Genomic DNA, 25,112 nt, shown 5'->3' on the forward strand with positions numbered 1-25,112 from the left:
GCTGGTACCCCTCATCAGGCGAGGTCATGCCCAGGCCTCCCGTACGACGCTCGTCCCCGCCCGGAGCGCGGCCACGGGATCGGCCGCCTCGTCCAGCTCGATGAGCACGGTGCCGGCGCCGGGGGTGCGGGACATCGCCTCGGCCCACCCCCGCCAGTCCACGATGCCCGTGCCCAGCTCGGTCATGTAGGGCTGCTGCTGGGCGAAGACGGTCTCGTCGATGGTGAGCTCGACGTCGATGGGCCTGACCGCGTCCTTCCAGTGCGCCAGCGCGATGCGCGGGGCGTGGCGGCGCGCGACCGCGACGGGGTCGCCTCCCCCGAGCGCGATGTGGCAGGAGTCGGGGCACAGCCACACGTAGCGGGGATCGGTCAGCGCCATGAACAGGTCGATGTCCCTCTCGTACCAGAGGGTGCTGTTGGACTCCGTGTGGAGGACGAGCTTGACGCCGTGCCGGGCGACGGCCTCGCCGACCACATGGGCGATGTCGGCCATCCGGGTCATGTACGCGGCGTCGACGAAGAAGGGCGGGCGCGTCCCGTACGTCTCCCGCATGGGCAGTCCGGTGACGAGGAGTTCGGCGCCCACGTCGGCGAGGAAGGCGGCGTGCCGCTCGGCGGCGTCGACGATCGCGGGCAGGTTCTCGCCGTGCCGCCAGTCAGGGGACTCGCTCCCGGCCATGAAGGCGCTCACGACGAAGAGGCCACGGGACTGTAGCTCGCGGCGGAACGACGGCGCGTCGCCGAAAGCCCGCAGGGCGGAGTCGACGTCGCCGGGCGCGAAGGTCAGCTCGATGCCGCTGACACCGGCCTCGGCCAGCACGTCCAGCACCCGCTCCCAGAACCGGTCAGGGTTCTCGACCGCCCAGTCGCGGAAGGCGCCGGCGGAGTCGAGCCCCCAGAACCCCGGGTGGTAGAAGGTGATGATGTCGGTCGCGAAGCGCGGTTCGATGGTGTCGCCCAGCGTCATTCGGCACCTCCGCGGGCGTTGTAGACGGTGACGCCGCCGGTGTCGACGGCCTTCCTGTAGTCGCGGAACACCGCGAGCGCCTCGTCCCGGAGCACGTCCCGGGTGACCCGGATGCCGCGTGCCTCGAACTGCTCGGCCCAGTCGGCGCCGAGCGGGCCCTCGTCGAACGTGGTGATCTCCTCCAGCTCCGGGCCCTCGCCGGCGACCACGAGGCCGCGTACCCCGGACCACATGGCCGCGCCGTAACACTGGATGCACGGCCGCCAGTTCACGACCAGCTCGTGCGCGGGCAGCCCGTCGCCGCCCAGGTCCCAGCCGCCGGCCGCCCGCTGGGCGAGTCCGAGCGCGACGACCTCGGCGTGCGCGCTGGAGACGCCGGAGGCGAGCACGACGTTCACGCCGACCGAGACGATCCGGCCGGAGTCCGGCTCGGCGACGACCGCGGCGAACGGGCCGCCGTTGCCCTCGCGCCAGTTGCGGTCGGCGAGGCGGTGCACGAGGCGCATCCGGTCGTCGCGGCCGGGGATGACGGCGGGCACGGCGGACAGTTCGTCGTCGATCCACGCGGGCAGCGCGACGCGGTATTCCTTGGCGATGTCGATCACGATCGTGCTCTCTCTCGGTGCGCGGCCGGTGCCGCGGGTCGTCCGGCGACGGCGCGAGCGGCCCGTACCGCGGTGACCGCGCCGGTCAGGGTGACGTTGGCGGCCATCGCGGTGGGGATCACACCGTTGCCGGCAACGTACAGGTTGTCGAAGCCCCACACCCGGCCATCCGGGTCGCACACGCTGGTGCCGTCGTCGGCCAGGCCGGACCGGACCGTGCCGGTCTGGTGCAGCGACGATCCGGGCGGCAGCAGCGCGCGCTCGGTCGCGGGGTCGAACGGGCCGAACTCCTCGGCGATCGACCGGACTTCGTCGAGCGCGCGGCCGATCAGCGCGCGGTCGGCGTCGGAGTAGCCGAACTCGACGGTGATCCGCGGCATTCCGGCCAGGTCGGTCCGGGTCTCCGAGAACACCAGCCGGTTCTCGGGGCGGGACTCGATGGGGACGTACAGCGCCAGGCCCACGGAGTACGCGAGCGGATGGCCGTCTTCGTCCATGTACGTGCGGTTCATGATCTGGCCGTGGAACGGCTGTGCCGGCCCGTTCTGGGGCAGCCAGAGCGAGTCCGTGCTGAACTCGCCGGGGCGCGGCAGGGGCAGGGCGCCGCGGCCGAGGCCGAACCGGTCGAGGTCGAGGAGCACCCGGGCGGTGACGAACGCGTGCTCGTTGAGGTAGCGGCCCAGCGCGGCGGGCCGGATGCCCGAGGCGAACAGCAACTGCGGAGTGCGCAGCACGTCGGCGCACACCACCACGGCGTCCGCCAGGAGCTCCCGTTCGGCTCCGTCGGCGACGCGGCGCAGCCGGGCCCCGGCGACCCGCCCGCCGGAGACGAGGAGCGTCGTGGCCAGCGTGCCGGTCGTCAGGGTGAATCCCGGGTCACCGCCCGCCGCGATCGCGGGGAAGATCGTCCCCGGGGCCGTGCGCGGCATGGGACCCGACGCCGTCGCGGAGACGGCCATGGGCATCGGCTGCGGTCGCCGCTCGCCCGGCCCGACGCCGTCGAAGCGGTGGCGCAGGACGTCGAGCACCGTCCGGCCGGCCTCGGTCGGGCCGATCGCGGACGGCGTGACCTCGAGTATCCGGCGGGCGGTGTCCAGGTCCGCCGCCCAGCGGTCCGGGTCGCCGAAGTCGAACACCTCGTCCCCTGCGGGCCAGGGCGTCGCGGCGGTCCAGTGCACGCCCATGCCGCCCGCGTTCCACGCCAGCGCGGTCGCCGGCATCGCCTCGGCGTCCTCGCCGAAGGCGAGCGCGTGGAACATGCCGGGCGTCAGGTCGGTGAGACCGCCCGCAGCCTCGCGCACCACCTCGGCACCCGTGTACATGCCCTGGATGCCGGTGGCGACCCGTTCGTTGTAGCGCGACCAGAGGACCGGGTCGTCGAGGTCGTGCAGGTGCAGGCCGGGGGCCCGCCCGATCGCGGCGCCGCCGTCGACCATCGTGATGTCCAGCGCGGGATCGGCCTCTCGCAGCAGCCGGGCCACGACTGATCCCATGATGCCGCTGCCCACGATGAGGACATCGGTGCGGGGGGCGTCGGTCACGGTGAGACTCCAAGTCTTGCGCCACGGGTGCTGATGAGGAGGTGGGGCCCGATCATGTGCTCGGGGTGAGCGGGCCGAACAGTTCGGTGTCCATGCGGTCGAGGGCCAGCTTGACGGCGCCGACGAGCGGGGCGTCGCGGCCCAGGCTGGTGGCGCGCAGCTCGACCGCGGGGGCGCGGGCGTCGCGCAACGCCGCGCGTACCCGGGGCAGCAGTACGTCGGCCGCGTCTTCCAGGCCGCCGCCGAGCACGATGAGCGACGGCGCGATGGTCCACGACAAGGTGGTGAGGATCAACGCGATGTTCTCCACGAATTCGTCGACCTCCGCCAGCGCGGTCGCGTCACCGGCCCGGGCGGCGTCGAAGCGGCCGAGCGCGACGCGCCGTTCGGCCGGTTCCGGTGAGGTCAGCCAGGCCACCGGACGGTTCTCGATCGAGCCGGTCGGTATCGACCGCGCTTCGACGATCTCGCCCGCGGCGCCCTCCAGACCGCGGTGCACGGCTCCGCGGATGAGGATGCCGAGGCCCGACCGGTTCCCCAGGATCGCCCATACGACGTTGTCGTGGTCTCCGGCCACGCCCCGCCAGCGTTCGGCGAGCGCGCCGAGGTTGGTGTCGTTGTCGGCGAACCAGGGCACGAGGATCCGTTGCTTGAGCTGTCCGGGCAGGTCCACGCCCTCCCAGCGCGTCGTGTACACCAGGCGCCGGACGACGCCGTCGTCGTCGATCGCGCCGCCGCTGGCGACCCCGCCGGCGCGCAGCCGCTCCGTCGACCCGCCCGCGTCGTCGAGCGCCTCCAGCACCAGCGCCGCCGCGTCGTCGAGCGTGGCCTGCGGATCCTGGTAGGAGCGCAGCGGCCGGTGCGCCCGGCCGACGATGCGGCCGCGCACGTCGGCGATGACCGCGGACACGTCGGAGGTGGTGATGCAGACGGCCGCCAGCAGCGCGTGCTCGGCCCGCAGTTCGTAGCGGCGGGCGGGGCGCCCGGCGTAGCCGCTGGTCGGTACGCGGTCCAGCTCGCTCACCCAGCCCGCCTCGACGAGCGAGTCCAGGATGAGCTCGATGGTGCGGCGGGAGAGCCCGGTCTGCTCGGCGAGCTCGGCCAGCGTCACCGGCCCGGCCGACACGGCGAGTGTCCGGAGGGTGACCGAGGTGTTGACGCGCCGGACGGCGCTCTGGTTCATCCCGGGCATCATCGCTCCCCCACCGCCCCTACCACGGGGTCGAACACGCCCGTGGTGTCGGCCGCGAGCGCCGCTCCGGGCCGCCCGTATTCGCGCGCCGGATCGCCGAGCGCGCCGGTCGCCCGCGCCCAGGCCGGCTCCTGGCCGCGGACGAACCCGACCAGATCGGCGTGCATCAGCGTGGCCAGTTCGGCGGGCGGGTTCGGCCCGAGCGCCGGGGCGATGCCGGGCGCGTCGAGCACGTCGAAGAAGAACGGGATGTCGACGCAGTGCGCGGCACCGCCGAGCACGGGAGACGGCCATTCGAAGGAGTACAGCCAGGTCCCGGCGACGGCCTGCCGGCGGGCGGCCGCCGTGCGCGCGCAGGCGGAGCGGAACAGGACGTCCGTCAAGCGGGTGCCCGCCGCGCGGGCGGCGGCTCTGGCCTCCTGCCCGAGGCCGCCGTCGAACTCGTCGCCCGTCGCACCGAGCAGGACGGGGACGTCGTGCCCATGGGCGGTGAGCCCGCCGACGATGGGCACCGGCAGGAGGTCGTCGCCGGCGCACGGCGCGAGCACGAGCCCGTCGCCGCCGCCCCGCTCGTCCCGCAGGTCGATGACAGCCCGCTGGATCTGCTCCACGGTGCGGGCGGCGAATCCGGCGCGCGTCGGCGGCACGCCGAGCCGGTGCCCGAGCCGTTCGAGCAGGCCGCCGGCGGAGTCCGGGCCGACGTCGAAGACGCCGCCGGACAGGCTGACCGCGCGGTGGAAGCGGCCGCCGCCCGCGGGCGAGGAGAGCAGCGCGAGCACCGCCGCGCCGCCGGCCGACTGGCCGGCGACGGTGACCCGGTCCGGATCGCCGCCGAACGCGGCGATGTTCTCCTGGACCCAATCCAGGGCGAACAGCAGGTCGCGCAGCCCGAGGTTCGGGAGCACGCCGTCCAACGGGGCGAATCCGTCGACGCCCAGCCGGTAGCCGACGGTGACGCAGACGACGCCGTCGCGGGCGAAGGCGCGGCCGTCGTACCACGGGCTGGCCGGGCTCCCGGCCAGGAAACCGCCGCCGTGGATCCACACCAGGACGGGGAAGGGCCCGCAGTCGTCGTCCCGGTCGTCATCTGGGGCCGGGGCGACGACGCCGAGGTTCAGCACGTCGTCGCCCGGTATCGACGGCTCCGGGATGGTCGTCGTGGCGAACAGCGGCACGCGCTGCGCGGTGGCGCCGTGCCGGGACGCGTCGAACGGCTCCGGGAGCCGGCCGCGCGGGACTGGCGGGGCGAACCGCCGCTCGCCGGTGGGTGCTTCGGCGTAGGGGATGCCGAGGAAGCGCCGTACCCGGCCGGCGCGACGGCCGATGATCGTGCCGGCGGGGGCGTGAACGGTGACCGGCTCGCCGGGCGCGTCGAAGAGGTCCATTCGATCATCCAACACGGCTCACCGCATCCCCGTTCCGGCGATGCCCTGAACGAAGTAGCGCTGCAGGAACAGGAAGAGCACCAGCACGGGCAGCATCACGACGATCGCGCCCGCGAGGAGCAGCCCGTAGTCGGTGACGTGCGACGCGGCCTGGCTGGTGGCGGCCAGGCCGACCGGGAGCGTGTAGCTGGACATGCTCTGGGCGACGATGAGCGGCCAGATGAAGTTGTTCCACGAGGCGAGGAACGACATGATCGTGATCGTCGCCACAGCGGGGCCGGCCAGCGGCAGGAAGATCCGGAAGAAGATCCGGAACTCGCCGGCGCCGTCGATGCGGGCCGCTTCGAGCAGATCGCCGGGGATCGACATCGCGTACTGCCGCATGATGAAGACCGACATCGGCATCGCCACGCCGGGCAGCGCGATGCCGGCGAGGGTGTCGGCCAGGCCCAGGTCGACCGTGATCACGAACTGCGTGACGAACACCGCGCTGAACGGCACCATCATGGCGGCCATGACGGCGCCGAACGCGAGCCGCTTACCCGCGAAGTCGAGCTTGGCCAGCGCGTAGCCGGCGGCCGACGCCGCCACGACGTTGCCCGCCACCACGATGGCCGCGACCACGATGCTGTTGGCCAGGTACCCGCCGAAGCCCTGGGTGGCGAACAGCCGGGTGAAATTGCCCAGGGTGACGTCGTGCGGAAGCCAGGCGCCGGGGTCGGAGCGGATCTCGTCGAGGCTGCGCAGCGAGCCGCTGATCACCCAGACGAACGGAAGCATGGTGAGCAGCGCGCACAGCACCAGCGCGCCGTACAGCAGCGGCCGGGCGACGGACCGGCGGCGCACGGCGACCCGGGCGCTGATCATTTCGGTGCCTCCCACCGTGGCGACGGTGCTCATGCGCGGGGCCTCAGCAGCCGGAACTGGACGACGCTCACCAGCATCACGAAGACGAGCATCACGAAGGACGCGGCCGAGGAGGTCCCGATCGCCCCGGACCCGAACTGGTGGTAGGTGTACAGCGCCACCGATTCCGTGGAGCCCAGCGGGCCGCCGTTCGTCAGCAGGTACGGCTCGTCGAACACCTGGAGATAGAAGACGGTCAGCAGCACCGACACCATGAGCGTGGTGGGCAGCAGCAGCGGCAGGGTGATGTGCCTCAGCTGCCGCCACCGGCCGGCCCCGTCGAGGGCGGCGGCCTCGTACACGTCCTGCGGAACCGCCTGCAGGCCCGCGAGGAACAGCACCATCGCGGTGCCGAAGTTGCGCCAGACGCCGAGCAGGATGACCACGGGCATGGCCAGGTTCGGGTCGTCCAGCCAGTTCGGCCCGGCGAAGCCGACGGCGCCGAGCACCTTGTTGACGGTGCCCTCGGCGTTGAAGGCGTACTGCCAGATCAGCGCGACCGCCACGATGTTCGTGACGACCGGGGCGAAGAAGACGACGCGGAACATGCCGCGCAGCCGCCGGATGACCGTGTTGAGCGCGAAGGCCAGCGCGAATCCGATCCCCATGGTCAGCGGCACGCCGACCACCACGAAGAGCGCGGTGTTGAGGATGTCCCGCAGGAAGCTCTCGTCCTGGAACAGGCGGAGATAGTTCTCCAGGCCGGTGAAGTCGACGGCGAACGGGTTGCGCAGATCCGTGCCACGCAGGTCGGTCAGGCTGAACCCGAGCGCGGCGACGGTGGGGACGGCCGTGTAGAGCAGGAACACGACGGCGAACGGTGCGAGGAAGAGCCAGGCGACACCCGTTCGGCGGGAGCCTCGGGCCCTCGGGGCGGCGGTGGTGGTCATGCGGGGATCACCGCGTGCCCGTGCCGAGGCTCTCGGCGTACGCCTGGACGCTCGTGGCGGCCTTCTCGGCGGTGCCCTTGCCCTTGGCCACCGCCTCCATCTCCTTCCCCAGCCGGGTCGCGACCTGCTGCCAGGTGCTCACCTGCGGGAACGCCCTGGTGTTCTTCAACTGGGTCAGGAAGGCGCCGAGCAGCGGCTGGCCCTTGATGGCCGGGTCCTCCCAGGCGGACATGGCAGCCGGCAGCGAGCTGTACGCCTTGTACTGCGCGACCTGGGTGCTCGGCTGCGAGAGGTAGCGGATGAGCTTCCACGACGCGGTCGCGTTGCCGCTGGTGGCGAGCACGCCCCAGCTGCCGCCCGCGGAGAAGGAGGCGCTGCCCGACGGCCCGGCCGGCAGCGGTGCGGTCGCGACGTGGGACGCCGTCCAGCCGGGCTTCTTCGCGGCGGTGTCGAGCTGCCCGATGACCCACGGGCCCGTGATCATGGCGGCGGTCTTGCCGTCGACGAAGTACGGCTGCGAGTCGAGGAACGTGGGCCCGCTGGGGTCGGCGGCTCCCGAGGTGAAGAACGACGCGTTGTATTTGAGCGCGTCGACCATCGCCGGGGTGTCGAGCGTCCACTTGCCGTCGGCGGAGAGCAGCGAGCCGCCCGACTGCCAGGCGTACATGGCGACGTCCTGGCCGTTGAAGATGTCCCACCCGATGTCGGCCCCGAGGCCGCGCCCGGCGCCGGCGCCCTGGAGCGCCTTCAGGAACGGCACCATGCCGTCCCACGTGGCCGGCGCCTTGGCACCCGCCTTCTCCGCCAGGTCGGAGCGGTAGACGAGAGCGTAGGTGTAGGCGTACCAGGGCACCGCGTAGGCGACGCCCTTGGCCACGCCCGCGTCCCAGAGGCTCTTGAAGAACGCGCCCTGGTCGACGAGGCCGGCCGGAACGGGCTGGAGGACCGACGGATCGAGGAACTGCGCCTGCGACTCGGGGAAGAGCTGGGCGACGTCGGGCCCCTTGCCCGCCGCGATCGCCGACTGGAGCTTGGTGTAGTACTCGGCGTTCGGGATCAGCGTGAACTTCACGGTGACGTCCGGGTTCGCGGCTTTGAAGGGCTCGATGACCTTGTCGAGCACGTCGGCGTCGCCCTGGGCGGCCCAGACGTTGACGGTGCCGGTGGCCGGGGACGCGTCGACGGGCTTGACGGGGCCGGTCGCGGCGGCGTTGTCACCGCGCCCGCAGCCTGCCAGGGAGAGGGTGCAGGTGAGAGCTATGCCGGCGGTCAGCCGTAGGGCACCGCGTCGGGAGAGATTGGACACTCGGGGACTCCTGTCACGCGAAGGCGCTGAGCACAGTGGGGGATTTCCGGCGAAAGTAGCTTTTTTGATCAGAGGAGCCGGATGGCGGCCTGTGCTGCTGTTTAGGACGGTAGGTATGGCTTGTTTCGGCTGTGCAGCGACCCCGTCACGGAACAATTTCGGAACTTGTAGCAAAATAGGCGTCGACCGGCCTGCCCGGCAGCGCTACCCGGCCGTGCTACCCGGCCATGGACAGAACCTGCTCCAGCTGTGCCGGGTCGGCCGCGCCGCCCGCCGACAGGACGGTGCCGGCGCGGTCGGTCACCACCACGTACGGCGGCCACGGGATGTCGTTGCGGTCGAAGACGTCCGGGTCCACGACCACGGGCAGCCCGGCCCCGCCGTACCCGTCCACCGCGCTGACCAGCACGACCTCCAGGCGGCCGGCCGTCGCGACGAACTCCGGCAGCATCTCCTTGCACAGCCCGCACGCCGGCGACACCAACGCGTACATCGTCCGGTCGCCGGTCGGCTCCGGCCCGCCGGTGAGGGCGAAGCGCGTGCCGGGACGCGGTCCGTACGAGGCCCTCTCCACGCGGAGCAGCCGCGCGGGCAGGAAGGCCAGCCCGAGCAGGACCGCCGCCACCGGAAGCTGGACGGGCGCGAACGCGACCGGCCCGGTCACCGCCGCCGTCACCGCGAGGACCAGCAGCAGGCCGGTACGGAGCAACGTGCCGGCCCCGACGAGGTCACGGCCGCCGAAACATCCGCAGTCCACGGCCATCCGGCGCCGCAGCACGGAGGCCATGGCCGCCATGAACGCGACGAACAGGACCCCCGCCACCACGCCGCCCCACCGCCGGCCGCCCGGCGCGAGCAGCAGCCCGGCGGCGACCGACTCGGCCACGAGCACGCCCACCGCGGCCGACCCGGCCAGCCTGCCCGGCAGCACCTGGTAACCGGCCACCGACCGGGCGAAGCCGCGCACGTCCCGCAGCTTGCCCAGCGCCGCGACCAGCAGCGCCGCGGTCACGGCGAGGTACGCCGACTCGGCGACGATCATGGCACCGGCTGCCGGTAGGCCGAGGCCTGCAGCTCGTACAGGCCGGAGTAGAGGCCGTCGCGTTCCATCAGCTCGGCGTGCGTGCCCTGCTCGGCGATCGCGCCGCCGTCGAGCACGTAGATCCGGTCGGCGTAGCGGACGCTGGCCAGCCGGTGGGTGATGAGCACGACGGCGCGGCCGTCGGCGTGGCCGCGGATCCGCTCGAACAGGGCGTGTTCGGCACGGGCGTCCAGGGCCGAGGTCGGCTCGTCGAAGATGACCAGCGCGGCGTCGCGGTAGAAGCCGCGGGCCACGGCGATGCGCTGCCACTGGCCGCCCGACAGGTCGTGGCCGCCCCGGAAGCGGCGGTCGAGCAGCGCGTCGTAGCCGTCGGGCAGCCGCGCCACCACCTCGTCGGCGCCCGCCGCGGCGGAGGCGGCGGCCAGCCGGTCCTCCTCCAGGGGGCGCCCCATGACGATGTTCTCGCGGACGGTGAGCGGCCAGCGGGTGTGATCTTGGGCGATCACGGAGACCCGCCGCCGCAACGCGTCGCCGTCGAACGCGCCGAGGTCCACGCCGTCCCAGCGGATCGTGCCCTCCTGCGGCTGGTACAGCCCGGCCAGCAGCTTGGCCAGGGTCGTCTTGCCGGAGCCGTTCTCGCCGACCAGGGCGATGACCTCGCCGTGGCCGACCGTCACGCTGACGCCCGACAGTGCGGGCCGGTCGGCGCCGGGGTAGGTGAACGTGACGTTCTCGGCCGTCAGCAGGCGGAACGGCGCCGGCTCGGCGGGGGCCGAGGGCGGCGGGGGGACGCGCTCGCGGGCCAGCTCGCAGAAGGCCAGGTAGTCACCGAAGTAGAGGCCGGCCTCGTAGAGCCGGTTCATGGTCTGGATCAGGGCGGTGAGCGACACCTGCCCGGTCCTGATCGCCAGCACGGCCGCGCCGGCCACGGACAGCGGGATGACGCCGGCGGCCAGCAGCACGCCGAGCACCACGTACACGCCGGCCGTGGCCACGCCGGTCAGCAGGTCGCCGCCCGCCTTGGTCGCGGCCCGCCGCCGTGCCACGTCGAGCTGGACGTCCTGCTCCAGGTCGGCCACCTTGGCGTACTGGCCGAGCAGGAAGCCCCGGAGCGTGAACGCCCGCACCTCGGCGGCGGGCTGCCGCTCGGCCATCAGGTCCGACAGCATGAACTTGCGCCGCCGCGCGGTGGACAGCCGGTAGAACGCCTGGTACCCCAGCCGCGCCATGCGCACCGCGGCCCATCCCGCGGGCACGGCGGCGACCAGCAGCAGCGGCATGAGGATCGGGTGCAGCAGGCCGAGCGCCACGGCCGAGGCCAGCACGCCCACCGCGCCGGTGACCACGGCGATCGTCGTCTCCACCACGGTGGCGGTGTCCGGCACGCCGCTGTCGCGGGCCCGCCGCATCGCGTTGTGGAAGTCGTGGTCGTCGAACGCGGCCAGCTCCACCCGGGTGGTCAGCTCGAACAGCCGGGTCTCGGCCAGCCGTTCGACCAGTGGTTTGAGCCGGGCCTGCGCCCATCCGGCACCGGCCAGCAGCGCTCCGCGCAACCCGGTGGCGGCGGCCACGAGCAGCAGCGCGGGCAGCGCGGCCCAGACCCGATCGAGCGTGGGACCGGCGGCCAGCAGCGAGGCCAGCACGTCGGAGGTGGCCACCAGGCCGAAGACGGTGAACACGCCGGCCACGAGGTTGCCCGCCAGGGCCACGGCCGTGTCACGGGGACTGGCCTGCCACGCCATCCGCAGGGCGGCGGCCACCAGGGACGGCAGCCTGCGGGCGATCGTCCCGAGAGTGGCGGTCAGCAGGTGCTCGTCGTGACTCTCCCAGTACTGGGCCGCGAGCCCCGACCGGTCGTCGGGGACGGGCGTCGTGCGCCGGCGTCGCCACAGCCTCACGCGAGGGCGCCGTTGTCAGGCCGGCATGCCGGAGATCCCCCCATCACGCACGCCAATCTAGAAGATCAAACTCTCACTGTAAAGGCGCATGTAAAGACATTTTTGGCCGTTACGGCTACCTCTGGACAGGCTTCCGGATATCTGCACATAATGCGTCCGTTTGCTCGCGACGCGGGGACTTCTAGCCGGTCCCCGTTCGCGAGAAGGGCACGGGAAAGGCGTCTACCGGCGCCACCCCGAGGCCCGGACCCTACGTCGGCCGCCCATAGGTGGCCAAGGAAGGAGCCCTTGTGTCGGTCCTCGCCCTGGAGCCCCGCGACGCCGGAGTCCTGGAGTACGAAGACCTCGTCGTCGACTTCGAAGGCGAGCTGAACAAGCTGCTCCACGGCCCCCAGGCGTGCGTCAACACCTGCAAGCGTACGGTCTGCAGCAGCTTCCCGTGCTGCCCGTCCATTGTGTGAAGCATCTGATCCCACGCGGTGAAGCGTGGTGACGAGAAGTGCTGGGGAAAGGCCGTCGGCGACGCTCTGATGGCCTTTTTCTCATATCAGGCCGATGCGCTGCGTTATCGAGGGATGACCGTGGACAGTAATGTGCTCGACCGCCTTACCCGATTTGCAGATTCGAATGGTAGGGAAATCTACGAGGACGACACGTGGATCAGCGTTCACGACCCTCGCCACGACATTCCATTCCAGGGCTGGAAAATCCACATTTCCGCACGTCCCGGCACCCTCGCCGACACCCTTGAGCGCGCGTTGCCGATCCTGGCGGGCACCGGCTGCGCCTTCAAGGTCGCCCGCTCCGCCCACCGGCTCATGGAGCTCAACTCCGGCGACGTCGACCCGGGAGCCGTGGGCAAGGCCATGACGGTCTACCCCGAACAGGACGCGGTGGTCGAACTCGGCCACGCCCTCGCCGACGCCCTGTCCGGGCTGTCGGCCCCGCGCATCGTCAGCGATCGGCGCGTCCGCCCCGACGCTCCGGTCTACTACAGGTACGCCCCGTTCGCCCCGCAGTACCGCGTGGACGAGAACGGCGACTTCGAGCTGATCGTGATCGGGCCGGACGGCGAGCAACTGCCGGGCGCGGCCGGCCCCGAGTTCACCTGCCCGCCCTGGGCCACCGACCCGTTCCGCCCCACGGAGCCCGCCGCGACCGGCCCGTCGGACGCGCGGGAGTCCGGTGAACGACCGTCGCTGGGCACCCAGCCGCCAACTCAGACGACCGGACAGGCCGCCGACGGCGCGGGCCGGCTCATCGGCGGCCGGTATCGCGTGACGTCCGGCGTGGTGCGGGGCCCGCGCGGCAACGTCTACCGCGCCACCGACGCCGCCGGGCGGCGGGTCGTGGTCAAGGAGGCCCGCGCGTACGTCGGGGAGAACGTCGAGGGCTGGGACCTGCGGATGTATCTCCGCAACGAACTGCGGGTCCTGCAGGCGCTCAAGGACGTGGCGGGCGTGCCGGAGCCGATCGACCACTTCCGGCACGGCGAGGACGAGTTCCTCGTCATGACCGACGCGGGCAGCCGCGACCTCAACCGCTTCGTCGCGGAGAACGGCCTGTTCACCGCGGAGCCCGCCGGAGGCGAGCGCGACCTCGGCGCGCTCGCCGTCCGGCTGCTGGAGGTGATCGACGCGGTGCACGCGCGCGGCGTCGTCATCCGCGACCTGTCGCCCAAGAACGTCGTGCTCGGCGAGGCCGGCCGCTGCACGCTCATCGACTTCGGCAACAGCAGGTACGACGGGCTGCAGCTGCCCGGCTGGAGCCGCGGCTACAGCGTCCCCGACCAGCACACCGATCGCGAATCCGCGCCCGCCGACGACTACTTCTCGCTGGGCGCCACCCTGTTCTTCGCGGCCACCGGGATGAACCCGATCATGATCGGCCCGGACCCGGTCCGCAACGTCGAGCGCACGCTCATGTGCCTGGCGGGGATGTTCCCGGACGTCACGACGGGCGTCCTCGGCCTGCTGCCCGGCCTGCTGAGCCTCGACCCCGCCGACCGCACCGCCGCCGCCACCGCACTCAGATCCAGCCGCGAACCGGACCCCGCCGAACTCCCAACGGCGAGACGGTGGCCGCTGCCCTCCCCGCCGAGGCTCACCGGGGAGCTGCTGTCCAAGGCGCTCGACCACACCGTCCGCGAGTGCGCGGCCTTCGCCGAGCAGCTGATCGCCGCGCCAGAGGACGCCCGCCGGGAGAGCCCGCCGGTGACCAACGTCTACGGCGGCAGCGCCGGAGTCGGCATGGAACTGCTGCACCACCCGGAGAGCAGGGCCGTGGCCGCCGACCTGGCCCGGTGGACGGCCCGCGTGATGCCGCCCGCTAAGCTCCCGCCCTCGCTGTACTTCGGCCGCACCGGCACCGCGCTGTTCCTGACCGCGGCCCGCCTGAGCGCCGCGCCGGAACTGGCGGCGCCCGCACCCGTCGCCCTCGACGGACCGCAGCGGGCCGACCAGGCACACGGCGTGGCGGGCATCGGCTCGGGCCACCTGGCCCTGGCCGCCCTCGACCCCGGCGATGCCCGGCATCTGCGGATCGCCGCCGAGTGCGCCCGGCTGCTGATCGCCGATGAGGTCACGCGCTCGCAGGACGCCGTGGCGCCCGCCCAGCCCGGCTCCGGCGTGTCCGTCGACACGGCGTACGCCCACGGCGACGCGGGCTGCGCGGACTTCCTGCTCTCCTACCACGAGGCCACCGGCGACCGAGCGGCGGGCGAGGCGGCCCGGGAGCGGCTGGCCGCGCTGGCCGTACAGGTCGAGGCGCTGATCGGCGAGCTGCACGGCCCGGATGCCCGGGCCATGGGGGCCTCCTGGTGCCAGGGCATGTCGGGCATCGCGGGCACGCTGGCCCGCGCGGCCCGCGCGTACGGCGAGGACCGCTACCTGGAGCTGGCCGAGCGGGGCGCGCGGGCGTGCCTGGTCGTCGCTCCGCAGGCCTGGGTGGTCTCCCAGTGCTGCGGCCTGGCGGGCATCGGCGAGGCGCTGATCGACCTGGCGATGATCACGGGCGACGACGGCTACTGGCGCCACGCCGAGGACATCGCCGAGCGGATGCTGGTACGGGCCGGCGGCGAGCCCGCGCAGCCGGTCTTCCCCGGCAACGACCTCGACAAGGCGGCCTACACCTGGAGCACCGGCACCGCGGGCGTCCTGTCGTTCCTGCGCCGCCTCGACCGCCGCTCGGGCACCCGCCTGTGGACGGCCGGCTGGCGACTGCCCGAATCGGACCGCTCAGCGCACGCGGCGAGCGGGCGACCGTAAGGCGGCCGTGGGTGCGGCGATCAGCCCAGTGACGCCTTGTCCGCCGTGAAGGCGCGCAGCGCGACGACAAGGTGGCCCCGGGGGGCGCCGAGGTCGGCCCGCGCGAGCGCCTGATGCGGCGGGTCGTCCCAGCGCTGGACCACGTGCGCGGCCACCCGGCGGATCTGGCGCTCCTGGTCCCATCGGCCGCGGTCCAGCATCAGGTACGAAAAGGACGTGGCGAGACCGATGGTGAGGTCGTCGTCGCGGGTCTCGGCCGCCTGCCGGACCACCGCCACCAGATTGGGCGCCTCGGCCTCGGCCCATTCCCGGGCGGCCTCGGGGCCGGCCAGCTGCGAGCCGGCGTGGACAGGCGCCGTGGGGCCGATGGCGGCACGCCACTCGGCGTGCGGGTTGAGCAGGCGGACGGCCCGGCGGGCGGTGGCCAGAAAGTAGTGCAGGACCCGCCGCACGGCGTGCGGGGCCTCGAAGCCGTGGGTTGCCGCGCGTTCGTGGGCGAACAGCCGCGCCAGGTGGTGCATCCGGTACCTGCCGGGCTCATGGGTCTGGAGGAGCCGGACGTCGGCGAGGAGTTCGAGCAGCTGCCAGGCGCGTTCGGCGGGCAGCCCGGCCAGGGCGGCGACGGTGTCGGTGCCGAGATCGGCGCCGTCGAACAGGCCGAGCAGGTCGAACACCCGCGTGGCCGCCGCGCCGTGGTGCTCGGTCTGCAACTGCTGGTAGCTGGTGGTGAACGTGGCCCGGATGGCACGATCGCCGGCGCGGAGCTCGTTCATGCGCCGGTGCTGGGCGCCGAGCCGGTCGGCCAGGACCGAGATCGGCCAGGCCGGGCGTGAGACGAGCCTGGTGGCGGCGATGTGCACCGCGAGCGGCAGGCCGCCGCAGTGCTGCACCACCTGGGCGGCGGCGTGCGGCTCCGCGGCCAGGCGCCCCGCGCCGACCAGCCGCCCGAGCAGCTCGTACGACTCCTCAGGGGAGAAGACGTCCAGCTGTACGTGCTCGGCGCCGTCGAGGTCGGCCAGCAGCCGCCTGCTGGTGAGCAGCACGCGGCAACCGGCGCCACCGGGCAGCAGATCACGCACCTGGGCGACGTCGCGCACGTTGTCCAGCAGGAAGAGCATGCGCCGGCCGGCGGTCAGGGAGCGCAGCAGCCGGGCGGCCTCCCCCGGCTCCGCGGACACGGCGTCCGGTGCGACGCCGAGCGAGCGGAGCAGCCGCCGGAGAGCCTCCGCCGGCTCCAGCGGCGGCAGGTCGGGGGTGGAACCGTTGAGGTCCAGGTACAGCTGCCCGTCGGGAAGGACGTCCGCGAGCCGGTGGGCGACGTGCAGGGCCAGCGCCGACTTGCCGATGCCGCCCGGTCCGGAGACGGCGGCGACCGTCGTGTGCCCGTCGCGGAGCGAGTCGAGCAGCGCCCGCGCCTGGGGACGCCGCCCGGTGAACGTCGCCACCTTCGCCGGCAGCTCCGCCGGTACGGGCACATGAGCGACGGCCACCCGCTGCTGATCCCCGGCGAGAGAGGGCACGTCCTGGCGCAGCACCTGCGCGTGTGCCTGCCGTATCCCCTCCCCGGGCTCCAGCCCGAGCTCGTCGCGCAGCATCACCCGCAGCGCCTCGTACGCCTCCAGGGCCTCGGCCTGGCGACCGGCCTGGTAGAGCGCGATCATGAGCTGACCGGTGAGCCGCTCGCTCATCGGGGAGGCCGTGACCGCCGCCTTGAGGCGGCTGATGATCGCCGCCCCCTCCCCCGCCCTCAGGGCGAGCTCGAACCAGCGTTCCTGCGCGTGGCGGTGTTCCTCCTCCAGCTCGGCGACCTCGTCACGATGGAGGGCGTCCGAGGCGACATTCGCCAGCACAGGCCCCCGCCACAGCGCCAGCGCCTGGGAGAGCAGGCTCTTCTCGGCGGCGCTGTCGCTCCGCCCCCGGGCGGCCAGATCGCGAAATTCGATCAAGTCCAGCGAATCCTCGTCGGCGCGGACGAGGTAACCACCGCCGCTGCTCTCGATCGGGCTCGTCCCGTCCAGACCTGTGGAGAGGGTACGCCGGAGCCTGGTCAGATGAGTGTGCAACGCCCCACGAGGATCATCCGGGGTGTCGTCCCCCCACATCCGCTCGATCAGGCCGTCGACGCCCACGGGCTGATTCGGATACAGCAGCAGGGTCGCCAGCGCGATCCGCTGCATTCCGGAAGGCAGCCGGATCGGCGCCCCACCATCCTTCACCACCTCCAGCGGCCCCAGAACCCGGAACCGGATGACCCCAACCGACCGCGCTGGAAGCATCGGCTTCCTTACCCCCCGCCCCGTTGGACTGGTGTGGATGGCATCCCTGTTCAATCCACGCCAGTCAAGACTGTGTCAGTTAAACTCAACAGCTGCGCCACTGTCAACGGTGGTGAAGATCGCCGTGGTCACGTCCACAGCAGTCAAGCGAGTAGGTGGACTATGGAGAGCTCCAGCCCGGAAGAGCCCGAGTCGCAACGGAACCTGGCCGAGAAGCTGGACTACCTGTTCCACACAGTCCGGGAGCCCGGCCGCCGGGAATACAGCAACGAGGAGGTCGCCGCGGCCATCGCGCGGGACCAGGACGTGAGCATCTCCGCCTCCTACATCTGGTATCTGCGCACCGGCCAGCGGGACAATCCGACCCTCAAACACCTCACCGCGCTGGCTACCTTCTTCGGCGTGCCCCCCGCCTACTTCTTCGACGAGCGGATCCGTGACGAGGTGGAGGGCGAGCTCGCTCTGGTGGTCGCGCTGAGGGACGCCGGTGTCCGGGATGTCGCGTTGCGCGCGTCCGGACTGTCGGTGGAGAGCCTGGACACGATCACCGAGGTGATCAAGCGCGTACGGACGCTGGAAGGGCTTCCCCCGCGCGACGAGCCGTGACCCGGCGATAGGCGCGGGCCGTCAGGACGAGCCTGCGGATCTCCTCCGTCATGCCGAGATCGGGCAGCACAGGCGGCTGCTCCCCGGTCACGTGGCCGCGCTTCCGCGCTTCGAGCGCCGCTGCGAGTGCGGCGGCCTCGGCCGCGGCATCCAGCCGCGGCCCGGTCAGCCCCGCCGCCGCGGCTCGTTCCCGCGCGGCTCGCGCGACCTCGGTGTTCCAGTAGGCCCGCAGCGCCAGCCGTCCGTCGAGGATCTCGATGACGCACCGGTAAAGGCGCAGATCGACGGGGGCACGGCGGGTGGCCGGCGACATCAGCACGATGTCCGGCATGACCTCGTACAACGCCTTCCAGAGCGGGAGAAGCGCGCGGTAGGTCCGATAGCGGCTCCACCACCGGAGCGCGGCGCCGATCCGCGGGCCCCAGCCGTACGCGGTGAGCCCGGCGACGAACAGGGCCAGCACCAGGCCGGCGAGAGTGGTGGAGACCGGCCCCTCCAGCCAGGGCGGCCGGCTCCCGAAGCGCGTCATGAGCGCGTAGGCGGCCTTGTGCGCCGCGAACGCGAAACCCGCCGCGCTCGACCCGGCCCACAGCCACAGGCCGGCCCGGAGGTACCCCGCCGTGGCGCGGCGGGTGAAGCGGAGCGAAAGCCGGAAGATGTCCGCCATCACCACGGCGACGAAGCCCAGGAAGGTCAGCAGGTATTCGGTGACGAACGGCCACGTGGCGTACGCGGCGACGAAATCCTCCGCGGCGTCACCCGGCGAAGCCGCCACGAACAGGACGATCATCGCGATCAGGAAGACGACCATCATCGCCGCGCGTACCCGGACGTTGGCCGCCGTCCGGCCGGGCGGCGAGGCCAGGTGGACGACGAGCAACTGCGTCGAGAAGACGGCCAGCACGACCAGGCTGTGCTGGACCAGCCGGACCAGGCTCGGGGAGTCGGCGAACCAGGGGATGAGCTGATACAGCGGCGGCAGCCCGACCGTCAACGCCAGCGCGAAGAACAGCAGTGCCGAGCAGACCGCGAGGCGCCCGAGGTCGTTCGGCCTGCGCCGCAGGTCGAGGAGCTTGTAGCCGACGCCGAGCCACGCCAGCGCGATCACGGCCAGGTGGAAGGCCCTAAGCATGGCCGTCACCCCCGAGCACGGCCTTCAGTTTCGCCAGCACCCCGGAAGGATCGTCGATGATGTCCGGGCCCCGCACGGGAACGACCTGGAAATCGGCCCGCAGCAGAACGAGCGTGGCGAACAGCTCGGCCTCCTGCTCGTCCACGTCGTCGTACTTGCCCCGGCACAGCAGCCGGCGCACGACCTTCGGATCCAGGTTCGGCGCCAGCAGGCGCGCGGTGAGGTCGTCCAGGTCCGCGACGCCCGAATGACCGAACACCAGATGGCCGATCTCGTGCAGGATGATGTGCTCGCGATGCACCGAGCCGGCGGATTCCTCGTAGAAGATGTAGTCGGCGGTCTTCGCCGACACCCACAGGCCGGACGGGTTCGACGGCCGCGAGGACAGCGGGAGAAGGCGGATCGGCCGGTCGCGTTCCCTGGCCAGGTCCTCGCACAGTGCGGTGACGTTCAACGGCGATGAGATTCGCAGTCTCCGAATCTGCTGCTCACAACGGTCTCGCACGCGGGCCAGATCCATGGTCTCCCTCTTGACTGGTTCAACCGCACGATACTGTCCGGACTTGTCAAAGATTCTCCGCCGAACAGCACGCGGGCGCGCACCGGCGCGGTCGGCGCCGTCACGCGAAGGGCTGCCCCAGGGCGGCTCGCACACCGGGCAGGACGGCCGCGCACCGACGCGGTCGGCGCCCGCCGCTCAGGCCGTCAGCCCCAGGGCCCGCCGCCGCGCCGCCCCAACAGCGCCCGTACGAGCCGCCGCTGCTCCCGTACGTGCTCGAACGCCAGTCGCCGCGGGCCTCTGCGTCGAGAAGCTTCTGTTGGCTCGCCATGGCCCGGTTCTCGCGGGGGTCAGCGCGGCGCGGGCGCCGGGCTCGCGACATGAAGTTCTCCCAGCTGGTGGTGACATACGGTACGGTGCCGCGCGCGCATACATGTGGCTGCGCCCACCTTGGGCCCTCCGGAGAAGCCCCTCGCGGGCCGACCTGAGGAGGCTCCCTGAGCCCAACACCGGGAAACCCGGTTGCGGAGAGTCGCGTTCACGGGTTCTCCCCGAAGAACCGAGCCGCCGCGAAATCCCAGTCCACGACCGGCAGCGAGACGCCGCCCGGCGCCACGTCCCCGGCCGCCACCAGGTAGGGCAGCAGCCAGGCGACCTGGACCTTGACGAACAGCGCGGTCTCCCGTTCGCCGCCCACGGCGAGTTTGGACAGCTCCCACCGAGGATGTCGGGCTGGCTGCGGAGGATGGCCGCGGCTCGGTCGCGCTTCTGTAGCGGTTGGTCGCCGCTCGTCTTGGCGACGTCGATCGCCTTCGCGGGTCGTCTGCCCGAACCTCCGCCGTTGGAGGCGAGTTCCAGGCGGATGCGGGCCTCGGTGGCGATCTCCGCATCCCGGACCCGGGCATCCGTTGCGGATGCGACCCGGCTCCTTCTGTCACCGGCCGGTGAACTCCTCCCGAAGCTTCTGCTCGCCGGCCGACAGTTCCTCGCTGTGGCTCTCCCGAAGTTCCTCGGGCGGAGCTGGCCCCAATCGTCCGTCGGATCATGGATGCCGATCCGGAGACCGATTACTACCTGGCGCTACTCGAAGCCAATGCGCTGTATCCCGACATCGGTGACCTTACCTACTGGCCCCGGAAGAGCTGAAGGACGCCACTCCCGAGGAGATCGTCGAGGCCGCCCTCAAGGTCCCCTCCGCTGCCCAACACCGCACGGTACGCGTCCCGTACAGCCGACCCGCTCAGGTTCGCCACCTCTACTCGTCACGCCCGTCAGCGCGCTTTCCTGATGGCCGTGCCGAAGCCCGCCTCGCGACGTACCTGCACCAGGATTCGAACCTGGGAAACCTCCGCATTATGAGTGCGGCGCTCTTACCGACTGAGCTATGCAGGCGTGCGTCTCGACTATCCCATCAGAGAAGAGGTGGCTTCCACCCTTTATTGTGGAGCTGCGCTCTCGACCGGAGTCGAACCGGCGTTTCAGCCCCGTACTGCGGGCCACGTCCTTGGCCACTAGACGACGAGAGCCGCCCACCGCCATCCCGCTCACGCGGGGCGCCACGGCGTCCCATGGAAGAAATGAGCCGCGAGGCAAGGTTACCCGGGCAGGTTGATTCCGACCTCGGCACCCGAGCCGGACAGCACGCCGACGATCACGAGCCCCCACCAGAGGTAGCACAGGTCAGTGGGTGGAGCCCGAGGCGTTCGCGCTCGACGATAGGTGGTACTTGGTCGGCGTCGGTGGTACCCGGATGGCCGCACAGGTCGCAGACTCCGGGCGCTCCGGCGAAAGAGCTTGGCGCCAGGCCCGGCTTCACTTTCCGAAGTCGTGTGCACGGATGTCCTGGGCTTTCGGGGATCTGCACAGAGGACGGCGAACATCCGGTGCGCCCATAGTCCTGTGCGCTACCGTGCGTTTTGTTCCGTACTCGTGTGCGCGACGGTGAGGTCCCGGCATGGACGGCGGGCGGGCACAGATCATTGAGCGGGCGTCCTGACCGCCCCGGATGAGACGTGGGACGTGGCGGTACGCCGACCGGCCCTCAGCACATCTCCTCGGCCGCATTCCTGAGGCCGTCCTGAGTGAGTTTGACGTCATACCCGTACTCGGAGCCGTCGTCGTAGTACTGGATCACGATCCCGTCCCGGTGCAGGGCCTTCTTATGGCCGGCTCTGAGCGTGACCCGACCGTAGGTGAGCTGCACTCCGGCCTTGTACGCGCCGATCTTGTAGAACCGGTCCTCGCGCAGGTTGAGATCGCCCTCCGTCACGGCCCAGCCCTTGGGCAGCTCCTCCAGTCGACGAACCCGATCTTCTCACCCTGCAGGGCCGGACCACTGATCCTGGCCTGATCGAGCAACTCGCCACCAGAGCGGTGGTAGACGACCACCGAATCCGGCGCCTGGTCGCACCAGGCCACCGCCACCGTCAAATGGCCGTCCCTGCCGAGCATGAGCCCGGTCCGGCCACCGCCTGCCGGCGTACATGCCGTCAGGGCGAGCAGCACTCCGACGGCAGCGGCACGGGCAACCTGGAATCTCATGATCCGCAAGCTGCCACACCGGTCGGCCGGCGGTCAACGGGACGTCTCAGCCGCCCAGCTCACTCAGCCGCTCGGCCGCCAGCTCCACCACGGTCAACGCCCTCAGGTTCTCCTCCAGCTGCGCGATCGACGACGTACCAGGCACGGCAAGCAGCTTGGAGTCAAGCCGCTCGACTGTGGTTGCGAAGCAGCACCTCGGGCGCTGGGAAGGCGTGCCCACACTCGAAGCACACCAGGTACGCAGGCAAGGATGGATCTCGTCGCGCTGCCCGTGTTCCATGTGGTCGCCATCGGCGTGAGCGGGCGCCGGCGGCAGGATGGCGGGTTCTACGGCGAGAAGCGTGAGGATGCCTGCAACGTCGTTCACGGCTTCCACCCTTCCTTGAACGTCTCGCGGTCCTTCCAGCGCTGGGCCATCTCCCAGACGGTCATCTTGGCGAAGTGGGCCAGGCGCGGGATGCCGGCCAGCATCTCCCTCTGACAGCGCACGAGCGTCGCCCGCCGAGCCTGGACGTCGCGGAGCGTGCGGGCCGGGTCGTGGCGCGCGATGTGGGCGGCGGTCGCTGGATGGAATCCCCCCACCTCGTACTGGTCAAAGTCCACGCCGTCTTCGGTGATCGCCCACACTCCGCACGCTGGATCGCTACAGGATGTGAGCGCCACGGCTTCGTCTTCGTCGAGCCGGGCGTGCACGAACGCGAACAGCTCATCCATCGCAGCGCTCGTGAGCAGGCGGCGCAGGTCAGCCACGGGCGTGCTGGAGGAACGCCGCGACAGCCTCAGCTTCTACGGCGTCGGCCTGATCCTCCGGGCCGGGGTTGGCTGTGGTCGTGATCATGACGGGGCCGGCGTGGAGCCAGTCGCTGATCCACTCCACGCCGTAGGAGCATTCGGCCTTGCTCCAGTCGACGCGCTCGACGGCGGCCAGGCGCTGCCGCCTGTCGTCGTGACTCACTGCGCCTCAAATCCCATCCGGCTGCTCCTCTTCTTCGGGGCGTGCACTCAGGACCGCGTGTGGCTTGCGGTACTTCTCGGGCAGCGTCAGCGTCTTCAGACCGAGGTGGAGTGCACGCAGCCGCATGTTGGTGTCGTTGGTCAGCACTCTTGTGCCCGCCTCCGGTCGGAGTTGGTCGAGGTCGGCGGCACACATGAGGATTCGCCAGTCGGCGTCCATCGCCGCTTGGTTGGGGACGGAGTCGATGGCAACCTCGAAGGTGACGTTCTTCGCGAGCGGCACGGCCGCCCCGGGAGTGGAGCCGGTGAGCCGGCGGTCCAGGTAGCGAATCGCCTTGGCCGCGCGCTTGGCGAGGATCCCTTCGCCGTACTTCTGTCGATCCAGTTCGTCAATGACGACGATGGGAACGATGAGCCGCACGGCAGTCGCTTCGATCTCCTGGCCGGCCAGGACGTCAATCCAGTCCACGTCGCCCGGCTGAGCCCACCACACAAGAATGTTGGTGTCCAGGACTACTGGAACACCGAGCCGGGCTGCCAATGCCTTCAGGTTGTCCAACTCCCGCTTGGCGATCTCGAAGGCCTTGAGCTGTGTGTCGATCTCTCGGCTCACCGCACGCAACAGCTCTGATAGCCCGCCATTACCCTCGAAGAGCCGCCAGTACGTCGGAGTGAGAAGCCCACCCGCGAGATCGGGCTCAGCGAACGACTGGGCCAGCAGCGGCAGAGCGTTGTCCACTGCCCGCAGGTAGCTTTTCCATGCGGGCTCGTGGGTATTCAATCGCGAGTTCGTGATCTCGTTTATGGCGTACTGAAGGTCTTTCTCGGCCCCTTCGAGCGTCCCTCCCGCCTTAAGCCTCATGGCGAGCATCGTCCCAGAACGCGGAGCGGGCCGTGCTGGGATGTCACCACCCCGCGTCACGATGTCTCCTGGCTGTAGTAGTAGGTGGTGCGGCCATCGCTCCACTGCAACATGCAGAGCCGTCCAGGCGGTTCCTGTCAATGCGGCCGTGGGGCCACTCGCCGTTTTCGTCTTCGTATGTTGGGTTGGAGCAGGCGACGCGGCCAGACTCCTGGGCCAGTCTGATCGAGTACGTCTTGCAGTACAGGCACGCCAGCGGAAGCTGCCTGTTGGGGACGTGGATGGGGGAGCCACTTCTCGCTCTCGCCGATGTCGCTGATCTGCCGGACCTGCTCGATTCACCGATACAGGTCCCGGCACACGTCGCGGGCGAGGTCGTCGGCTATTCCGTGCGCGAGGCCGACGATGAAATCGAACGCGTCAACCGTGTTCTGACCGCTGCCGCCGCGCTCTTCCGCCAGGCGCCGGCCGCCTGGTACTTGAGGGTCAGCGCCCACTCCCGGGTGCCGACGTGGATAGTCATGAGCGCCGGGCCGGCGCCGCCGCCGTCGAGGACGCCGTCGAGGTCGTTGAGTAGACCCGAACCCTCTGAGGCAGACAGGCCCGTCGCGCGATGCTGCGCGGCGGGCCTGTCTTCATGCCCGGGAGTCAGGCATGGATGTGCTCAGCGACCTTCGCGGAGATGCCCTCCACGCTCCCTCTGGAGGGCACCCCGGTCTGGTCAGAAGAGGTTCAGCCGCAGTGCACGTTGTTGAGCTTGACGCTCGTCCACGCGGGGGAGATTCCTTCCACGTCAATACACCCGCCACGCGCCGAGACGTACACCGGGCCGGCGTAGTACTTGTATTCTTTGGCGTCGGTGACTTCCCCGCTGCCATCGCCTCTCGATATCGTGACGCCCTTCCAGCTCACGGTGTTGGCGTAGGGGCCGTCACCGTAGGTCAGGGCGCAGTTCTTTCCGGCGCTGGAGCTGTAGTACACCTCCAGAATGCCCGTACGGTAGCCGTACTTTTCGATGCCGATGCTGTAGACGCCGACCCTGGAGTAGCCGCTGCCGCAGGGTCCAGCCGCGCTGGCCGGAGCGGCGCCCGCCACCAGCGTGGTGGAGGCAGCCAGGGCCGCGCCGGCCAGGAGGGTCGCCAGCTTACGTGTGCGCACGAATATCCTTTCGATCGCCATTGATGCGATCATCGATATCAGTGGCTCACGACCGCCGCCCACGAGTCGGGCTCAATGTGACGG

The 25,112-nt window shown here is 71.1% G+C and carries 24 protein-coding genes and 2 tRNA genes; 3 read left to right on the forward strand and 23 right to left on the reverse strand.

Annotated elements, in window-relative coordinates; translation table 11 throughout:
- Positions 1 to 24: 24 nt before the first annotated feature.
- From ABZS69_RS22910 to ABZS69_RS22955, 10 genes are all read right to left on the reverse strand, one after another.
- Positions 25 to 969, reverse strand: a complete 945-nt coding sequence (locus tag ABZS69_RS22910) for a sugar phosphate isomerase/epimerase (RefSeq protein ID WP_355375769.1) — start codon at positions 967 to 969, stop codon at positions 25 to 27.
- Positions 966 to 1,574: a hypothetical protein gene (locus tag ABZS69_RS22915; RefSeq protein ID WP_355375772.1), complete on the reverse strand. Its 609-nt coding sequence runs from the start codon at positions 1,572 to 1,574 to the stop codon at positions 966 to 968. The genes ABZS69_RS22910 and ABZS69_RS22915 overlap by 4 nt, the downstream gene beginning before the upstream one ends.
- The gene (locus tag ABZS69_RS22920) at positions 1,571 to 3,115 is read right to left on the reverse strand and encodes a GMC oxidoreductase (RefSeq protein ID WP_355375775.1); all 1,545 of its coding nucleotides are present in this window, start codon (positions 3,113 to 3,115) and stop codon (positions 1,571 to 1,573) included. Before ABZS69_RS22920 ends, ABZS69_RS22915 begins: the two co-directional genes overlap by 4 nt.
- 52 nt (positions 3,116 to 3,167) lie before the next feature.
- Positions 3,168 to 4,298, reverse strand: coding sequence for an ROK family transcriptional regulator (locus ABZS69_RS22925; RefSeq protein WP_355375778.1), 1,131 nt, complete (start codon positions 4,296 to 4,298; stop codon positions 3,168 to 3,170).
- Positions 4,299 to 4,306: 8 nt separating this feature from the next.
- Complete coding sequence (locus ABZS69_RS22930; RefSeq protein ID WP_355375781.1) at positions 4,307 to 5,692, reverse strand: carboxylesterase family protein; 1,386 nt, start codon at positions 5,690 to 5,692, stop codon at positions 4,307 to 4,309.
- Positions 5,693 to 5,710: 18 nt separating this feature from the next.
- Complete coding sequence (locus ABZS69_RS22935) at positions 5,711 to 6,574, reverse strand: carbohydrate ABC transporter permease (protein ID WP_355375784.1); 864 nt, start codon at positions 6,572 to 6,574, stop codon at positions 5,711 to 5,713.
- 14 nt (positions 6,575 to 6,588) lie between these two features.
- Positions 6,589 to 7,488 carry a sugar ABC transporter permease gene (locus tag ABZS69_RS22940; protein ID WP_355375787.1) on the reverse strand — a complete coding sequence of 300 codons (900 nt, stop codon included), beginning with the start codon at positions 7,486 to 7,488 and terminating at the stop codon, positions 6,589 to 6,591.
- Between the two features lie 7 nt (positions 7,489 to 7,495).
- Positions 7,496 to 8,794 (reverse strand): extracellular solute-binding protein, encoded by a 1,299-nt coding sequence (locus ABZS69_RS22945; protein WP_355375790.1) that lies wholly within the window; start codon positions 8,792 to 8,794, stop codon positions 7,496 to 7,498.
- Between the two features lie 217 nt (positions 8,795 to 9,011).
- A complete protein-coding gene (locus tag ABZS69_RS22950; protein WP_355375792.1) occupies positions 9,012 to 9,836 on the reverse strand; it encodes a MauE/DoxX family redox-associated membrane protein in 825 nt (274 codons plus the stop codon).
- Positions 9,833 to 11,734: an ABC transporter ATP-binding protein gene (locus tag ABZS69_RS22955; RefSeq protein WP_355375795.1), complete on the reverse strand. Its 1,902-nt coding sequence runs from the start codon at positions 11,732 to 11,734 to the stop codon at positions 9,833 to 9,835. The genes ABZS69_RS22950 and ABZS69_RS22955 overlap by 4 nt, the downstream gene beginning before the upstream one ends.
- Before the next feature lie 290 nt (positions 11,735 to 12,024).
- On the opposite strand from ABZS69_RS22955, the gene ABZS69_RS22960 reads away from it, so the two are divergent.
- Together ABZS69_RS22960 and lanL are read left to right on the forward strand one after the other, a co-directional pair.
- A complete protein-coding gene (locus ABZS69_RS22960) occupies positions 12,025 to 12,195 on the forward strand; it encodes an SflA family class IV lanthipeptide (protein WP_355375798.1) in 171 nt (56 codons plus the stop codon).
- Positions 12,196 to 12,309: 114 nt separating this feature from the next.
- Complete coding sequence (gene lanL, locus ABZS69_RS22965; protein ID WP_355375801.1) at positions 12,310 to 15,000, forward strand: class IV lanthionine synthetase LanL; 2,691 nt, start codon at positions 12,310 to 12,312, stop codon at positions 14,998 to 15,000.
- Between the two features lie 20 nt (positions 15,001 to 15,020).
- Here the strand turns inward: lanL and ABZS69_RS22970 are convergent, their stop codons facing one another.
- Positions 15,021 to 17,276, reverse strand: coding sequence for a BTAD domain-containing putative transcriptional regulator (locus ABZS69_RS22970; protein ID WP_355375803.1), 2,256 nt, complete (start codon positions 17,274 to 17,276; stop codon positions 15,021 to 15,023).
- A gap of 162 nt (positions 17,277 to 17,438) precedes the next feature.
- On the opposite strand from ABZS69_RS22970, the gene ABZS69_RS22975 reads away from it, so the two are divergent.
- Positions 17,439 to 17,882, forward strand: a complete 444-nt coding sequence (locus tag ABZS69_RS22975) for a helix-turn-helix domain-containing protein (protein WP_355375805.1) — start codon at positions 17,439 to 17,441, stop codon at positions 17,880 to 17,882.
- Here the strand turns inward: ABZS69_RS22975 and ABZS69_RS22980 are convergent.
- From ABZS69_RS22980 to ABZS69_RS23035, 12 genes are all read right to left on the reverse strand, one after another.
- Positions 17,833 to 19,014 carry an MAB_1171c family putative transporter gene (locus tag ABZS69_RS22980; protein ID WP_355375807.1) on the reverse strand — a complete coding sequence of 394 codons (1,182 nt, stop codon included), beginning with the start codon at positions 19,012 to 19,014 and terminating at the stop codon, positions 17,833 to 17,835. The two genes, ABZS69_RS22975 and ABZS69_RS22980, sit on opposite strands and share 50 nt — an antisense overlap.
- A complete protein-coding gene (locus tag ABZS69_RS22985; RefSeq protein WP_355375809.1) occupies positions 19,007 to 19,468 on the reverse strand; it encodes a hypothetical protein in 462 nt (153 codons plus the stop codon). Before ABZS69_RS22985 ends, ABZS69_RS22980 begins: the two co-directional genes overlap by 8 nt.
- A gap of 583 nt (positions 19,469 to 20,051) precedes the next feature.
- Positions 20,052 to 20,210 (reverse strand): hypothetical protein, encoded by a 159-nt coding sequence (locus ABZS69_RS22990; protein WP_355375811.1) that lies wholly within the window; start codon positions 20,208 to 20,210, stop codon positions 20,052 to 20,054.
- A 619-nt stretch (positions 20,211 to 20,829) separates the two neighbouring features.
- A tRNA-Met gene (locus tag ABZS69_RS22995) sits at positions 20,830 to 20,905 on the reverse strand.
- Positions 20,906 to 20,963: 58 nt separating this feature from the next.
- Positions 20,964 to 21,039: transfer RNA gene (locus tag ABZS69_RS23000), tRNA-Thr, on the reverse strand.
- Positions 21,040 to 21,554: 515 nt separating this feature from the next.
- Positions 21,555 to 21,782, reverse strand: a complete 228-nt coding sequence (locus ABZS69_RS23005) for a hypothetical protein (RefSeq protein ID WP_355375813.1) — start codon at positions 21,780 to 21,782, stop codon at positions 21,555 to 21,557.
- Positions 21,779 to 22,054: a hypothetical protein gene (locus ABZS69_RS23010; protein ID WP_355375815.1), complete on the reverse strand. Its 276-nt coding sequence runs from the start codon at positions 22,052 to 22,054 to the stop codon at positions 21,779 to 21,781. The genes ABZS69_RS23005 and ABZS69_RS23010 overlap by 4 nt, the downstream gene beginning before the upstream one ends.
- 46 nt (positions 22,055 to 22,100) lie before the next feature.
- Positions 22,101 to 22,421, reverse strand: a complete 321-nt coding sequence (locus tag ABZS69_RS23015) for a hypothetical protein (protein WP_355375817.1) — start codon at positions 22,419 to 22,421, stop codon at positions 22,101 to 22,103.
- The gene (locus ABZS69_RS23020; RefSeq protein ID WP_355375820.1) at positions 22,418 to 22,768 is read right to left on the reverse strand and encodes a DUF6221 family protein; all 351 of its coding nucleotides are present in this window, start codon (positions 22,766 to 22,768) and stop codon (positions 22,418 to 22,420) included. The genes ABZS69_RS23015 and ABZS69_RS23020 overlap by 4 nt, the downstream gene beginning before the upstream one ends.
- A gap of 28 nt (positions 22,769 to 22,796) precedes the next feature.
- Positions 22,797 to 23,009: a hypothetical protein gene (locus ABZS69_RS23025; RefSeq protein WP_355375822.1), complete on the reverse strand. Its 213-nt coding sequence runs from the start codon at positions 23,007 to 23,009 to the stop codon at positions 22,797 to 22,799.
- Positions 23,010 to 23,015: 6 nt separating this feature from the next.
- On the reverse strand, positions 23,016 to 23,870 hold the full coding sequence (locus tag ABZS69_RS23030; RefSeq protein ID WP_355375825.1) for a PIN domain-containing protein: 855 nt from the start codon (positions 23,868 to 23,870) through the stop codon (positions 23,016 to 23,018).
- Positions 23,871 to 24,602: 732 nt separating this feature from the next.
- The gene (locus tag ABZS69_RS23035) at positions 24,603 to 25,028 is read right to left on the reverse strand and encodes a spore-associated protein A (protein WP_355375828.1); all 426 of its coding nucleotides are present in this window, start codon (positions 25,026 to 25,028) and stop codon (positions 24,603 to 24,605) included.
- Positions 25,029 to 25,112 lie beyond the last annotated feature (84 nt).

The organism is Nonomuraea sp. NPDC005650, from assembly GCF_040605375.1.
GTDB lineage: Bacteria > Actinomycetota > Actinomycetes > Streptosporangiales > Streptosporangiaceae > Nonomuraea.

Coding starts and splice junctions, on each gene's coding strand:
- ABZS69_RS22910 (WP_355375769.1), bottom strand. CDS start 969: ATGACGCTGGGCGACACCATCGAACCGCGCTTCGCGACCGACATCATC.
- ABZS69_RS22925 (WP_355375778.1), bottom strand. CDS start 4,298: ATGAACCAGAGCGCCGTCCGGCGCGTCAACACCTCGGTCACCCTCCGG.
- ABZS69_RS22930 (WP_355375781.1), bottom strand. CDS start 5,692: ATGGACCTCTTCGACGCGCCCGGCGAGCCGGTCACCGTTCACGCCCCC.
- ABZS69_RS22940 (WP_355375787.1), bottom strand. CDS start 7,488: ATGACCACCACCGCCGCCCCGAGGGCCCGAGGCTCCCGCCGAACGGGT.
- ABZS69_RS22950 (WP_355375792.1), bottom strand. CDS start 9,836: ATGATCGTCGCCGAGTCGGCGTACCTCGCCGTGACCGCGGCGCTGCTG.
- lanL (WP_355375801.1), top strand. CDS start 12,310: ATGACCGTGGACAGTAATGTGCTCGACCGCCTTACCCGATTTGCAGAT.
- ABZS69_RS22970 (WP_355375803.1), bottom strand. CDS start 17,276: ATGCTTCCAGCGCGGTCGGTTGGGGTCATCCGGTTCCGGGTTCTGGGG.
- ABZS69_RS22975 (WP_355375805.1), top strand. CDS start 17,439: ATGGAGAGCTCCAGCCCGGAAGAGCCCGAGTCGCAACGGAACCTGGCC.
- ABZS69_RS22980 (WP_355375807.1), bottom strand. CDS start 19,014: ATGCTTAGGGCCTTCCACCTGGCCGTGATCGCGCTGGCGTGGCTCGGC.
- ABZS69_RS23010 (WP_355375815.1), bottom strand. CDS start 22,054: ATGAGATTCCAGGTTGCCCGTGCCGCTGCCGTCGGAGTGCTGCTCGCC.
- ABZS69_RS23020 (WP_355375820.1), bottom strand. CDS start 22,768: ATGGATGAGCTGTTCGCGTTCGTGCACGCCCGGCTCGACGAAGACGAA.
- ABZS69_RS23030 (WP_355375825.1), bottom strand. CDS start 23,870: ATGAGGCTTAAGGCGGGAGGGACGCTCGAAGGGGCCGAGAAAGACCTT.